Annotated in this window: 12 protein-coding genes and 1 pseudogene; 4 read left to right on the forward strand and 9 right to left on the reverse strand. The window is 63.8% G+C overall.

Going from position 1 to position 14,108, the window contains the following annotated elements; all coding sequences use genetic code 11:
- The 4 genes and pseudogenes from E5W87_RS17500 to E5W87_RS17515 form a co-directional block, all read left to right on the forward strand.
- Window positions 1–666, forward strand: a pseudogene (locus E5W87_RS17500) (sugar kinase); the annotation flags it as partial.
- A gap of 42 nt (window positions 667–708) precedes the next feature.
- The gene (locus E5W87_RS17505) at window positions 709–1,698 is read left to right on the forward strand and encodes an SIS domain-containing protein (RefSeq protein ID WP_292399899.1); all 990 of its coding nucleotides are present in this window, start codon (window positions 709–711) and stop codon (window positions 1,696–1,698) included.
- 304 nt (window positions 1,699–2,002) lie between these two features.
- Window positions 2,003–2,917: an endonuclease/exonuclease/phosphatase family protein gene (locus tag E5W87_RS17510; RefSeq protein ID WP_292399902.1), complete on the forward strand. Its 915-nt coding sequence runs from the start codon at window positions 2,003–2,005 to the stop codon at window positions 2,915–2,917.
- Window positions 2,918–2,924: 7 nt separating this feature from the next.
- A complete protein-coding gene (locus tag E5W87_RS17515) occupies window positions 2,925–3,770 on the forward strand; it encodes an EamA family transporter (protein ID WP_292399905.1) in 846 nt (281 codons plus the stop codon).
- A 1-nt stretch (window position 3,771) separates the two neighbouring features.
- On the opposite strand, the gene E5W87_RS17520 is transcribed toward E5W87_RS17515, so the two are convergent.
- The 9 genes from E5W87_RS17520 to E5W87_RS17560 all read right to left on the reverse strand — a co-directional run bounded on the left by E5W87_RS17520 (window position 3,772) and on the right by E5W87_RS17560 (window position 14,082).
- Complete coding sequence (locus E5W87_RS17520; protein ID WP_292399908.1) at window positions 3,772–4,086, reverse strand: Dabb family protein; 315 nt, start codon at window positions 4,084–4,086, stop codon at window positions 3,772–3,774.
- Between the two features lie 86 nt (window positions 4,087–4,172).
- Window positions 4,173–5,831, reverse strand: a complete 1,659-nt coding sequence (locus E5W87_RS17525) for a GMC family oxidoreductase (protein WP_292399911.1) — start codon at window positions 5,829–5,831, stop codon at window positions 4,173–4,175.
- A gap of 12 nt (window positions 5,832–5,843) precedes the next feature.
- Window positions 5,844–6,605 (reverse strand): 3-ketoacyl-ACP reductase, encoded by a 762-nt coding sequence (locus E5W87_RS17530; RefSeq protein ID WP_292399913.1) that lies wholly within the window; start codon window positions 6,603–6,605, stop codon window positions 5,844–5,846.
- Window positions 6,602–8,119 (reverse strand): GMC family oxidoreductase, encoded by a 1,518-nt coding sequence (locus E5W87_RS17535; RefSeq protein WP_292399916.1) that lies wholly within the window; start codon window positions 8,117–8,119, stop codon window positions 6,602–6,604. The genes E5W87_RS17530 and E5W87_RS17535 overlap by 4 nt, the downstream gene beginning before the upstream one ends.
- A 5-nt stretch (window positions 8,120–8,124) precedes the next feature.
- Window positions 8,125–9,240 carry an ABC transporter ATP-binding protein gene (locus E5W87_RS17540; RefSeq protein ID WP_292399919.1) on the reverse strand — a complete coding sequence of 372 codons (1,116 nt, stop codon included), beginning with the start codon at window positions 9,238–9,240 and terminating at the stop codon, window positions 8,125–8,127.
- 4 nt (window positions 9,241–9,244) lie between these two features.
- Entirely contained in the window at window positions 9,245–10,189 is a 945-nt protein-coding gene (locus E5W87_RS17545) for a carbohydrate ABC transporter permease (RefSeq protein ID WP_292399922.1), read from the reverse strand.
- The gene (locus tag E5W87_RS17550; protein ID WP_292399925.1) at window positions 10,186–11,142 is read right to left on the reverse strand and encodes a carbohydrate ABC transporter permease; all 957 of its coding nucleotides are present in this window, start codon (window positions 11,140–11,142) and stop codon (window positions 10,186–10,188) included. The genes E5W87_RS17545 and E5W87_RS17550 overlap by 4 nt, the downstream gene beginning before the upstream one ends.
- Window positions 11,143–11,320: 178 nt before the next feature.
- Window positions 11,321–12,574 (reverse strand): ABC transporter substrate-binding protein, encoded by a 1,254-nt coding sequence (locus E5W87_RS17555; RefSeq protein WP_292399928.1) that lies wholly within the window; start codon window positions 12,572–12,574, stop codon window positions 11,321–11,323.
- Between the two features lie 59 nt (window positions 12,575–12,633).
- A complete protein-coding gene (locus tag E5W87_RS17560) occupies window positions 12,634–14,082 on the reverse strand; it encodes an aldehyde dehydrogenase family protein (RefSeq protein WP_292399937.1) in 1,449 nt (482 codons plus the stop codon).
- Window positions 14,083–14,108: the final 26 nt, after the last annotated feature.

Below are 14,108 nucleotides of genomic sequence, written 5' to 3' on the forward strand. Positions count from 1 at the left end.
GTTGCACGCCGTGCGGCCTATTGCGTCAAGGTCGTCAACGACGCCGAGCTGCTGCCTGCGGCGCTCGGTTACGAGCGGCAGATCGGACTGGTCGCTGGGACCGGTTCGATCGCGGTCTGCCGTGACGCCTCGCTCGGCATGATGGTTGCCGGCGGCTGGGGCTGGGTCATCGGCGACGAAGGCAGCGCTGCGGGGCTGGTGCGCGAGGCGGGTCGCGCGATCAGCCTACATCGGGATCGCGGCGGTTCGCTCGACGAACCGCTGGTGCGCCTCTTCTTCGAAGCCCTCGAGATCAGGAGCGCTGCCCGCATCGGCAGTGCGATCGCGCGACAGGGCGGGGCAGCGGCCCTCGGATTGCACGCGCCGCTCGTCTTCGCGGCGCATGAGCAAGGCTCCGAACTGGCAGGCAAGGTGATCCGCGACGGCGCACGCCATCTCGCTGAACTGGCGATGCGCCTGAAGCACAATGGCGCGGCGGCCGACACCGTGGTGGCCGGGGGCGGCGTCATTGTCTCGCAGCAGTCGCTTGCCGCGGCTTTCCTGACCGAAATCGAGGCCCAGTCGGGGGGGACTCTGGCTGCCAGTATATTTCACGGGCCGCCGGTAGAAGGCGCCTGCCGCATGGCGGAGGCAATGGCCAGGGAATGGCTCGCGGCCCCGCAATAATTGACGACAAGCCACACGCAAAAAGTAAGGAAAGGCACCATAATGAGCTATCGGTCCGAAGTCGCACGCCAGCCGGAATCCATCGCCGCCTGCATCAAGTCGGCGCGTCAGGGATTGGAAGGCGTCGATCTCTCTCCGTTCAGCGCCGGCCTTGTTGCGGTGACCGGCATCGGCGCGAGCTACGCCGCATCGGTGGTCATGGCCGGCGAATTGGCTAGGCGCGGCCGTCGTGCGGTCGCCATGCGCGCCGTTGACATGATCGACGGCACAAATGTAGCCGATGTCATCATCGCCATGTCGCATCGGGGCCGCAGCGTGGAGACTGTCGATGCGCTGAAGGCGCAAGCGGGCGTGCCTGCGCTAGCTATCACAAAGGATGAGACGAGCCCTCTGGCGCTGGCCGCAGGTCGCCACATCAGGCTCGACAATGGCAACGATGCGACGCCGTCCAGCACCGGCTATACCGGGTCGCTGGTTGCTGCCGGGCTGCTCAGCGAGAGCCTTTGCGGCGCGACTGCGACCGACTGGGACGCGCTGCCAGGCAAAGTGGCCGATCTGCTTGGCCGCGCCGCGACCAAGATGAACCACATCGCCGAATTGTTCGCCGCCCGCCGTGCCATCGACTGTGTCGGCGCCGTGTCGTCGCTCGGCACCGCCGACGGTGCCTCTCTGCTGATCCGTGAAGCCTCGCGCATTCCGGCTGGCGCTACCGATACGCGTCACTATCTGCATGGCCCAATGGAATCGATGGACGCGACGACGGGCGTCCTTGTTTTTGGCGACGATCGCGAGGTGCGCCTTGCCGAACAGCTCGATGAACTTGGCTGCCCGGTCGTCCTGATCACTGCGAACGGCGACCTCGACGATAAGGGCAAGCTGACCGTGCTGCGCGTGCCAGCCGAGGAAAACCGGGTCGCTCGCGGTATCCTCGACATTGTGGTGGCACAGTTGCTTGCAGCAGAGCTTTCGGATGCGGCGGGCCTCACCGACACCAAATTCCGTTACCGGCAGACCGACACCAAGATCCTCTGATCCCGGGCCATACGTGCCGTACCGGTTTGATTGCCAATCTGGCCGGCAGGCATGCCGGCCCCCGGTATCCAGCTAACTTAGTTCGCAGGATCTCCGCGATCCCGATTTACTCGACCCGGTCGGGCAGCGCTGCCGCGCCTGTCGTTTTTCGGCGAGCAACGAACGCTTCAAAGCTCTAGGATTTGCGTCGTCCTGCTCCAGAGCAGGACGCCGAATTTCTGGCCCAAGCTCTCTCCATCCGGCTGCACATTGCAACCGATCCGCCAAACCGCTACTGCCATCACGAAATTGAGCCGGTTAATCAATGAAGCTGGTCAGCTACAACATCCAGTACGGCTTCGGCAGCGACGGCGGCTACGATCTTGCGCGCGCGGCACGCGTCGTGGCCGGCGCCGACGTTATCGCGTTGCAGGAGGTGGAACGGCACTGGCAGCGCAGCAACGAGGACGACCAGCCGGAAATCCTTTCCCGGCTGCTGCCGGAATACCATTGGGTTTATGGGCCGGCCTTCGATATGGACGCCAGCGAGCGGCATGATGACCGCATCGTCAACCGGCGGCGGCAATTCGGCACCATGGTGCTGTCCAAGCAGCCGATCGTCTGGTCGCGCCTGCATACGCTGCCGCTGCGCCGCACCGTGCGTCCGCTCAACACCCGCAACGCAGCGCTCGAATGCATGATCCGCACCCCTGCCGGACCGCTGCGGGTGCTGTCGCTGCATCTCGCGCATATCGCCGCCGAAGAGCGGCTGGAACAGATCGACTACCTGCTCGCCGAGCATCGCCGTGCGCCGTCCGACGGCGGCCCGTGGAGCGGCGCCGATGACGAACCGTCGCGCAACTGGAGCAATGGCGAGCCAGAGCCGGAGAACCCGCTGGCGGCGATCTGGATGGGCGATTTCAACATGGAGCCGGGCAGCGCCGAATATCGGCGCATCGTTGGCAGCACACCCTATCATCGCGGCGCAGCCTATCTCGACGGGCTCGTCGATGCCGCCGCTGTCGCCAGCGAACCGACGTCGGATTTCCACACCCATGTGAAGACCATCGATGGCAGGCTGACAAAGCGACGGCTCGACCATTGTTTCGTCGGCGGCATGTTTGCCGGCCGCGTGCGCTCGGTCAGTGCTGATATCGGCGAAATCGCCTCCGACCACTTTCCGCTGCGGGTCGACATCGACCTGGAAACGCCGTTCGCGCCAGGGACCGGAGGCGCATGAGCCACCGATGACCTTGTTCGTCTTCTTCGCGGTGCTTGCCGCCGCCGCCATGCACGCGATCTGGAACGCGCTGGTCAAGGTTCATCTCGACCGCTTTCTTTCGATCACGCTGATGACGCTCGGCATGGGCGCCGTGGCGCTTCTGGCCCTGCCTTTCGTCGAGGTGCCGAAAGCGGAAGTGTGGCCGTACATCATCGCCTCGGTGATCTTCCATATGGGCTACAGGACGTTTCTGATCGGCGCCTACAAGGCCGGCGATTTCGCCCAGACCTATCCGCTGGCGCGCGGCACGGCGCCGCTGCTGGCTGCACTTGGCGGCATGGTGGTCGTCGCCGAAGTTCCAGCGCCGCTCGCCATCGTCGGCATCGTCCTGCTGTCGGCCGGCACGCTGGTGCTGTCGTTTCGCGGCGGCGCACATCTGGAGAGGCTGAACCTGCGCGCCGTCGGCTTTGCGCTGGGCACCTCGATCTTCATCGCCAGTTATACGCTTTCCGATGGCAGCGGCGCGCGGTTGGCCGCGACGGCCTCGAGCTATGCGGCATGGCTGTTCGTCTGCGATGCGCTGTGGGCGCTGGTGCTGTGCCTTGTCTTTCGCGGACCGAAGGCGCTGCCGGTGCTGGCGCGCGACTGGAAGGCGGGCGTGTACACCGGCGTGCTCAGCGGCGCCGCCTACTGGATTGTCATGTGGGCGATGACCAAGGCGCCGATCGCCTCGGTCGCGGCGTTGCGGGAAACGTCGATCCTGTTCGCCATGATGATCTCGGTGTTCGCGCTCGGCGAGAAGATGACGGGATGGCGAGGTACCGCCGTGCTCAGCATCGTTGCCGGCGTCGTCGCGCTGAGGCTCGGGTAAGCTAAGCGCCTATCTCGAGGTCAAACACCATCAGCCCATCGGTTCCGCCTTCGAGTGCCGCGATCAGCCGACCGCCGGCTCGGCTGTGATCGTCATGCACTAGATAAGCATCGCGCGCGGCGGCATCGCGGAAGTCGATGGTGAAGCCGTGCGTGAAGCCGCGTGCGAACGGTTCTGGGCTGACGTTGGCGCTGAATTCGACCTTGCTCATACCATCGATCACCCGCCGCAACGCTTCGAGGTCGGCATGGATTGCCGCGCTCTCGTCGTCGGTGACGTCATTGCGGAATCGAGCGAAAACACAGTGCCTGATCATTTTGGGGTCCCTATGCAGCGCAACGCATGATCCCCAGCGAAAACCGGAATCGGTTTTCGCTGGGGATCATGCGTAAAATCAAAGTGCTACAGCGTCCTTTGCGCGTCCATAGGACGCGCGGCGCTGTAGTTGCCTGAGAACACGGCCGGCGGGAGCGGATCGCGGCCGAGGATCAGATCGGCGCCTTTTTCGCCGACCATGATGGTCGGCGCATTGGTGTTGGAGGAGGGAATGCGCGGTATCACCGAGGCGTCGCAGACGCGCAAGCCCTCGATGCCGCGCAGTCTGAGATCCGGCGTCACCACGCTCATCGCATCATGGCCCATGCGGCAGGTGCCGACAGGGTGGTGATCGGTCTTGGAACTGCGGCAGGCATAGTCGAACAGCTCGTCGTCGCTGGTGAGTGCCGGTCCCGGCAGCACCTCGCGTAGTACATAGGGGGCAAGTGCCTTCTGCCGCATGATCTCGCGCGCCAGCCTGAGCCCCTTGATCGACATGTCGCGGTCGTAGGGGTCGGACCAGTAATTCGGATCGATCAGCGGGTGGTCGGCAGGATCCGCACTCTTCAGTCGTACCGTACCGCGCGATTGTGGGCGCAGGAAAGCCGAATTCAGCGTCACCCCTGGATTCCTGAGTTTCTCGACGCCGGCCTCGATGCCGGAGCCGAGGCCGAGATGCAGCTGGATGTCGGGCGAGGCGGCGGTCGGGTCGGCGTACCAGAAGCCGCCGGTCTCGAACAGGCTGGAGGCAACCGGACCCTTCTTCAGCAGCAGATATTGTAGGCCGGCCCACACCGTTCGGTGCAGCTTGGCGTAGTTATCATAGGTGTGGTCGCCGGTGCATTCGGCAATGATGAACAGGTCGAGATGGTCCTGCAGGTTGGAGCCGACGCCGGGGAGATCGTGCACCGGCGTCACGCCGACCGATTTCAGATGGTCGGCCGGGCCGATGCCCGACTGCATCAGCAGCTTAGGCGAGCCGATGGCGCCGGACGAGACGATCACTTCGCGCTCAGCGCGCAAGATCGTCGGCTGGCCGCCGGGCCTGTCGACGATCTCGACGCCGACGGCGCGGCCCTTGTCGATGACGATGCGCGTCACCAGCACATCGGTCCTGACGGTCAGATTCTTGCGTTCGCGGATCGGTCGGAGATAGGCGACCGAGGCAGAGGAGCGTCTCGCGTTTTTCTGCGTCAATTGGTAATAGCCGACGCCCTCCTGGGTTACCCCGTTGAAGTCTGGATTGAAGGGAATGCCCATCTCCTGGCCGGCGCGGAAATAAGCCTCGCAGATCGGCAGCGGCGCGATCGGGTTGGACACGCCGAGCGGGCCCTGATCGCCATGAAAATCGTTGGCGTAGCGCTGGTTGTTCTCGGCTCGCTTGAAATAGGGCAGCACGTCGCGATAGCCCCAACCGGCAAGGCCCTCTTCCTTCTCCCAGGCGTCGTAATCGCGGGCATTGCCGCGCGTGTAGATCTGGGCGTTGATGGAGGAGCCGCCGCCGATCACCTTGGCCTGCGTGTATCTGAAGACGCGGTCCTTCATGTGCTTCTGCGGCACGGTCGACCAGCCCCAGGCGGCGATACCCTTGGTCATCTTGGCGAAACCCGCCGGCATATGGATCAGCGGATGCCAGTCCTTGCCGCCGGCCTCGAGCAGCAGCACTGAATTCGATGGCTCTTCGCTCAGCCGGTTGGCGAGAACGCAGCCGGCCGGGCCGGCGCCGACGATGATATAGTCGGTCATGGCGTCACCTGCTCACAGCCTCGGCACCGACAGCGCGCCGTCGACATTGACGATCGAACCGGTCGAAAAGCCGAGCTTGCCGCCGGCGAGTGCCGCCACCATGGCGCCGACATCGGCGGCTTCGCCCCAGCGCTTCGCCGGCACCAGTCCGCTGTCGATCAGCGCGTCGTATTTGGCGGTTACCCCGGCGGTCATGTCGGTGCGGATGATGCCCGGCCGCACCTCGAAGACACCGATATTTTCGGCGGCGAGCCGCAGCGCCAGGGTCTTCACCCACATCGAGAGCCCCGCCTTCGAGATGCAATAGTCGGCACGTTCCGGCGAGGCCATTTCGGCGCTGATCGAGGTGATGGTGATGATCGACCGGGGGTAGTCACCCGGCACCGCAAGCATCGCCTTGGCAACGGCTTGGCTGAGGAAGACGGTGCCGCGCAGATTAATGCTGAGGATCCGGTCGAAATTCTCCGGTTTCAATTCCAGCAAGTCGCCGCGTATGACGGCGCCGATGCCGGCGTTGTTGACCAGGCAGTCGATGCGGCCGAAAGCGCTTATCGCGGCATCGATCAGCGCTGCATGGCCGTCGAGATCGGCGATGTCGCCGCAATGGTAGGCGAAATTTGCGCCGTGGGCAGCGATGTTGGCGGCAAGTCCGTCAGCGGCATTGTCGGCAAGATCCGCGACAAGGATGTCGAAGCCCGCATCGGCCAGCGCCTCGGCGCAGGCAAGGCCGATGCCGCGCGCACCGCCGGTGACGATCGCTGCGGGGCGGGTCATGCGACAAGCTCCGTCTTGCGGATGTGGTCGGCGACACGCAGCGCTTGTGCTGCGATCGACAGCGCCGGATTGACTGCGGCCGAGTTTGGCAGGAAGCTGCCGTCGACGACAAACAGGTTCCGGTGGTCGAACGAGCGGCAGAAGGGGTCAAGCGGCGAGGTTGCGGGATTGTCGCCCATTTTCACCGTGCCGCATTGGTGCGACGGGGTGCGCTTGTCAAACGGCCGCGACAGGACGATCGGATAGCCGCAGGCACGGAAGTTCTCGCGCATCACCTTGGTCAGCCCGTCGAGCGACTGCATGTTGGATCGTCGCCACTGCATGACGATGTCCTTGCCGTCGATCATGATGCGGCTTTCGGGATCGGGCAGGTCCTCGCACATCAGGTACCAGTCGACGGCGTGGCCGGCCATGAAATCCAGCGCGAATTTGGGTGCAAGCTTGACGTTAGCCCTCAGGATATGGCCGTCGATCTTGCCCAGAAGCTGAACGTTGCCGAGCGGCTTGCCGCCCTTGCCGTCGGACAGATAATAGTCGTTGAGCATCAGCGTCTTCTGGTAGACGGATGTGTTCCTGCGGCGCGGGTCGATCGCCAGCATGGCGCTCGAATTGTGGTTCATGAAGTTGCGGCCGACCTGGTCGGAACGGTTGGCGAGACCCTTGCCGCCTCCCTTGCCATTGTTGGGGGAGGGCGAGCGCAGCAGAATGACCGCTGAATTGACCGCGCCGGCCGAGAGGATGACCAGTTTCGGCGTGACTTTCTTCAGCGTTCCATTCTGGCGATAGTGAACGGCGGCGATCGTCCTGGCATCCGATGACGCTTCGAGATATTCGACATGAGCACGGGTCTCGAGACTGATGTTCCGGTCGGCCAGTGCCGCTGTCAGCGGCCCCGTTTGGGCGTCGACCTTGCCGGTCCCGGTGTTGGGAAATGCGTCCCAGCCTGTCTTGCCGTCCTTCAGCCAGGCATCGATATCGACACCGAGCGGTAGCGATGCCGGATGCAGGCCGAGGCCCTTGAGTTCGGCACGGGCGCGGGCGATCAGCGGCTCGTCCGGCACCGGCCCGAAGGCATAGGGGATCGAGTGGAACGGTTCGGTCGGGTCTTCGCCGAGTGCGCCGCGCACGCGAAAAAGCTGCTCGGCCCTGGAATACCATGGCTCGAACTCTTCATAGGAAAACGGCCAGGCCGGCGAGATGCCGCCGAAGTGTTCCATCGCGGAAAAGTCTTGCTTGCGGTAGCGGATCAGCACCGCGCCATAGAATTTCGAATTGCCGCCGACATAGTAGTAGTTGCCGGGGTTGAACGCAGCACCCCCGGCCTCGCGCCACATCTCCTTCGGCCGGTAGTGGCCGTCGACGAAGATGGCGCGTGTGTCGCGCGCGTGCGGCGTCGCCGGCAGCTTCTCGCCGCGCTCCAGCATCAGGATCGAGGCGCCACTGCCGGCAAGGCCGGAGGCGATCGTGGCGCCGCCGATGCCTGAGCCGATGATGACGATGTCGGGGTTTGTCATGACTGTCAGAGGATACGGTTCTCGGTCGCCGGATCGAAGAACACTGCCTTGGTCAGATTGAAGGCGAGCGGCGTGCTGGTGCCCGGCTGGATGTTGGCGTCGGCGCGCAGACGCGCCACCACCGCCTTGCCGCCGAGATTGGTGACTGCGAAAGTGTCGGAGCCGGCCGGTTCCACGACTTCGATATGGCAGTCGGCGGTGGCAATGTTCGATGCGTTGCGTTCGGCGCCTTCAGGATCGGTCAGGGCCTCGGGGCGGACGCCGAAGATGATCGGCTTGCTGTAGAATGCCGACAGACCCGACGGCGCATCGGCCAGCGGCAGCGAGATCGGCTCGCGCGCCTCGCGCTGCAGCACCACGGAAAGTGAATTGCCATTGCCGCCGATCGTCGCCGGAATCAGGTTCATCGCCGGCGAGCCCATGAAGTCGGCAACAAACAGGTTGGTCGGATTGTTATAGATTTCTGCAGGCGTGCCGAACTGCTGCACCTCGCCGTCGCGCATCACCGCGATCTTGGTGGCCAGCGTCATCGCCTCGATCTGGTCGTGGGTGACGTAGACGATCGTTGTGCCGGTGGTCGCGTGCAGGCGCTTGATCTCGATGCGCATGTCGACGCGCAGCTTGGCGTCGAGATTGGAGAGCGGCTCGTCGAAGAGAAAGAGCTTGGGGTCGCGCACCAGCGCCCGGCCCATGGCGACGCGTTGGCGCTGGCCGCCGGAGAGCTGGCTCGGCTTGCGCTGCAGGAGGTGGCCGATCTGCAGCACCTTCGCCACCTTGTCGATCGCCTTCTGGCGATCCTGAGCCGGCACGCCGCGCATCTCCATGCCGAAGGCAATGTTTCCAGCGACCGTCATGTTCGGATAGAGCGCATAGCTCTGGAACACCATGGCGATGTCGCGCTTCGAAGGGTGGAGATCGTTGATCGTCCGGCCGTCGACGCGGATTTCGCCTTCGGTGATGGTTTCCAGGCCGGCGATGGTGTTGAGCAAGGTCGACTTGCCGCAGCCAGACGGGCCGACCAGCACGAGGAAGCCGCCCTTTTCGAGATCGACGTCGATGCCCTTCAGGATTTCGACCGACCCGAACCGCTTCCTCAGCCCATCAATTTCGAGAAAAGCCATTCGATTATCCTTTGACGGCGCCGGCCATCAGGCCGCGCACAAAATAGCGGCCAGCGACCACGTAGACGAGAAGGGTCGGCAGTGCGGCGATCATCGCCGCTGCCATGTTGACGTTGTATTCGACGACGCCGGTCGAGGTGTTGACGACGTTGTTCAGCGCCACGGTCATCGGCATCGCGTCGCCGGTGCCGGCATAGGCCGAGGCGAACAGGAAGTCGTTCCAGATGTTGGTGAACTGGTAGATGACGGTGACGACGAAGATCGGCATCGAATTCGGCAGCATGATGCGCCGGAAGATTTGGAAGAAGCTGGCGCCGTCGACCTGTGCGGCCTTGACCAGTTCGGTCGGGAACGCCTCGTAATAATTGCGGAAGAACAAAGTGGTGAAGCCAAGCCCGTAGACGACGTGGACAAAGACCAGGTTGACCGTCGGGTTGCCCAAGCCGAACGACAGCCCGGTTGCGTTCCGCAGCGTCACGCCGAAACGGCCGAGGCTGCCGAGGATCGTCGCCATCGGCAGCAGCACCGACTGGAACGGGATGAAGCAGGCAAACAGCATCAGTCCGAAGACCAGCGTGTGGCCGCGGAAGCGCCATTTGGTCAGGACATAGCCGTTGAGCGCGCCGAGCAGCGTCGAGATCAGCACCGCCGGAATCACCATCTTGATGGAGTTCCAGAAATAGCCCTTGATGCCGGCGCAGGTCAGGCCGACGCAGGTCTCGCCCCACGCCTTCAGCCATGGTTCGAAGGTCGGCGCCTGCGGCAGCGCCAGCATGTTGCCGTTCTGGATCTCGTCCATGGTCTTGAACGAAGTCACCAGCATGACGAACAGCGGCATCAGGTAGAACAGCGCGAACAGCGCCAGCAGGCCGTAAATGACGATGCGGTTGACGGTCCTGGCGCTGACGCCGCCAGTGCTCTGGCGAGCGGGCGTGGCAATGACGCTCATCGCGGCCGCTCCCTGAGCTCGGAATAGAGATAGGGCACGATGATCGCGGTGATGGTCATCAGCATGATCACGGCGCTGGCCGAGCCGACGGCCATTTCGTTGCGCTTGAAGGTGTATTCATACATGAAGTTCGACGGCAGCCAGGCCGAGCCGCCCGGCCCGCCGCTGGTCAGCGCGACGACCAGATCGTAGGACTTGATGGCGAGGTGGGCGAGCACGATGAAGGCCGAAAGGAACACCGGCCGCAGCAACGGGATGACGATCCGGCGATAGAGCTGGAACGTGGTGGCGCCGTCGATCTGCGCGGCCTTCATAATCTCGCCGTCGATGCCACGCAGACCGGCGAGGAACATTGCCATGATGAAGCCCGACGCCTGCCAGACGCCGGCGATCACCACGGTGTAGATGACGAAATCCTTGTTCTTGATCCAGTCGAAATGGAAGCTCGTCCAGCCCCACTGGTGCAGCGTCTGCTCAAGGCCGAGGCCGGGATCGAGGAACCATTTCCAGGCGACGCCGGTGACGATGAAGGACAGCGCCATCGGGTAGAGATAGATCGGCCGCAATACGCCTTCGCCGCGGATCTTCTGGTCGAGCAGGATGGCCAGGAAAAGGCCGAGCGCCAGGCAGATGAAGATGTAGAGAAAACCGAAGATGCCCATATTGGTGATCGAGGTGTACCAGCTCGACGGCGGGTCGCTCTCGAAGGTCCAGCGCCACAGCCGCTGATAGGCGCGTGACCCTGTGATGGCATAGGACGGGAAGGTCTTGGAGTTGGTGAAGGACAGATAGACCGTCCACAGGATGAAGCCGTAGACGAAGACGATGGTGATCGCAAAGCTTGGCGCCAGCACGATCTTCGGCAAGGCGTCCTGCAGGCGCGAACGCACCGAGGCGCCCGGGCGAGCGTTATGCTCCGGCGTCAGCTTGATCTGGGTCGCTACCGTAGTCATGGGCTCCTCCCGTTTCGGGTCCCTTCACCGCCAGGCGGAAAGGATGACCCCGTCCAGACGGGTGTGATTGGTGAATCGCCGGTGCCAATCGCTTGGCATATCCCGGCGAGATGCCGACCATTTTCGCATGTTGGAGTCTTCCCCGCCGGAGCGGGGAAGGCCTTTCCATGCGTGGTTCTTACTTGGCGTCTTCGATCGCACTGACCAGCTGGGTCACGGCCTCGTCCGAGGTCTTGATCTGGCCGTGGACGAATTTCGAGACGACGTCCTTGTAAGCATTGGCGACCGCCGGAGGCGCGCCGTAGCCCTGGGCCAGCGAGCCGAACAGGGTGCCGCCTTCGTTGGCGGCCTTCAGGTCGGCCATGCCCTTCTTGCCGCAAGCGTCGAAATCGGTGTCGGGCACGTCGGTGCGGGCCGGGACCGAGCCCTTGACGACGTTGAAAGCCGACTGGAAGCTCTTCGACAAAGTGGCGGTGGCCAAGGCGGCCTGGGCGGCCTTGCGGTCGTCCGGAACGTCGAACATGCCGAACATGTCGGAGTTGTAGACCACGCTGCCATCGGTGCCCGGGAAGCGGTAGCACAGGAAGTCGGTGCCCGGGGTCTTCTTGGCGGCGTTGAATTCGCCCTTGGCCCAGTCGCCCATGACCTGCACCAGCGCATCGCCCTTGATGACCATGGCGGTAGCGAGGTTCCAGTCGCGGCCCGAGAAGTTCGGGTCGACATAGGTGACGAGCTTGGCGAGGTTGTCGAACGACTTCTTCATCGTGTCGGACTTCAGCTGCTCCTCGTCGAGGTCGTTGAAGGCCTTTTTGTAGAACTCAGGTCCGCCGGTCGACAGCACGACCGAATCGAACATCGTGGCTTCCTGCCAGTTCTGGCCGCCGAGCGCGAGCGGGATGACGCCCGCCGCCTTGGCCTTGTCGAGCAGCGCGATGAAGTCGTCGAAGGTCTTGGGCTCGGTGCCGCCGATCTTGTCCATCACGGCCTTGTTGATCCACAGCCAGTTGACCGAGTGGACGTTGACCGGAGCCGCGACCCACTTGCCGTCATAGACCGAGAACTTCTGCAGGGCGGCCGGAACGGACTTGTCCCAGCCTTCCTTTACCGCCGTCTCGGTCAGGTCGCCCATCACGCCGGCTGCGGCATAATCGAGCACGGTATAGCCGAGCATCTGCGAGGCGGTCGGGTAATTGCCCGCCGCGACCATCGCCTTCAGCGCGGTCATGGCGGCGTCGCCGCCGCCGCCGGCCACGGGCACGTCCTTCCAGGCAAAGCCTTGCTTGGCCAGATCCTCCTTGAGCACGTTCAAAGCAGCCGCTTCGCCGCCAGACGTCCACCAATGCAGCATCTCGACTTCCTTGACGTCCTGGGCGTGGGCCGCGAACGCAAGACCCGAGCCGAGAGCCGTTCCGATAAGCAGTTTGCGCAACATGTACTTCCTCCCTTGTTACATCTACACGACCGGCGGTTGTCCGCCGGGTTCTTCCCAACTCAGCCGACCCACCATCCGGTGCGCTGGCCGCGATGAAACTGGATTGTCTTTTCCTCGGTATAATCCTCGACGGCGCGCTTGCCGAGTTCGCGTCCGAGACCGGACTGCTTGTAGCCTCCGAAAGGCAGCTCGGGATAACCTTCCATGAACGTGTTCACCCAAACGGTTCCCGAACGCACATTCCGCGCCACCGACATGCAGGTGTCGATGCTGGCGCTCCACACGCCCGCCGATAAACCATAGGGCGTGTTGTTGGCGATGCGCAACGCCTTTTCAATCGATTCAAAAGTCAGCACCGAGAGCACCGGGCCGAACACTTCCTCGCGTGCAATGGCCATGTCTTCAGTGACGCCGCGAAGGATGGTCGGGTCGAGATATTGACCGGCACTGGAGGCGATCTGCTTGCCGCCGCTATAGACGCTGCTGCCGTCGTTTGCCGCCGCCGTTACGTAGCTGGTCACCTTGGCCAAATGGTCGCAAGAGATCATCGCGCCGACCTTGGTGCGCTCGTCGAGCGGATCGCCGACGGTGACGCTGGCAGTGAGCGCCTTCACTGCGCCGAGGAAGTCGTCGGCGATCGCCTCATGGACGATCAGCCGGCTGCCAGCGTTGCAGCATTCGCCGGCGTTGAAAAAGCCGCCGAACACCGCCGCGTCGGCGGCGGCTTCGAGGTCGGCATCTGGAAAGACGATCTGGCCGTTTTTGCCGCCGAGTTCCATCGAGACTTTCTTCAGCGAGCTCGCAGCCGATGCCATGGTCATCTTGCCGACCCGGGTAGAGCCGGTGAACGACACCATCTCGACCAGCGGATGGCTGACCATCGCCGCGCCGACATCTGTGCCCAGCCCAGCGAGGATGTTGACGACTCCATCCGGCAAGCCGGCCCGCATCAGGATGTCGCCGAGCACGAAGGTCGAGGCCGAGGTCATCTCGCTCGGCTTGACCACCGCCGTGCAGCCGGCCGCGAGCGCGAAGGGCAGTTTCTGGCTGACGATGAGGAACGGAAAATTCCATGGCGTGATGATCGAGACGACACCGATCGGTTCGCGTAGCACGACGCCCAGCATGGCGTCGCCGAGATTGGCGTAGGTTTCGCCATGAAGCGTGCGGGCAAGCGCCGCGGCATAGCGCCAGATGTCGACGGCGCCGCCGATCTCGCCACGCGCCTGGGCGATCGGCTTGCCGGATTCCAGTGCGTCGAGCCGGGCAATCTCCTCGAGCCGCGCCTCGATCAGGTCTGCCGCCTTGAGCAGGATCGCGGCGCGCTCGCTGGCCCTCATGCGGGGCCAAGGGCCGGCCTCGAACGCCTTGTGCGCGGCGGTCAACGCCGCCTCGACTTCCGCTTCGCCGGCTTGCGCATAGCGCGAAACGGTGAAGCCATGGCCGGGGCTCTTGCGCTCCAGCGTACGGCCGTCGTGGGCATCGACAAACTTGCCGTCGATCAGCAGCCGGTAGGTCTTCGGTGCCGCGGAGG

The sequence above is a fragment of the Mesorhizobium sp. genome, assembly GCF_004962925.1.
GTDB lineage: Bacteria > Pseudomonadota > Alphaproteobacteria > Rhizobiales > Rhizobiaceae > Mesorhizobium.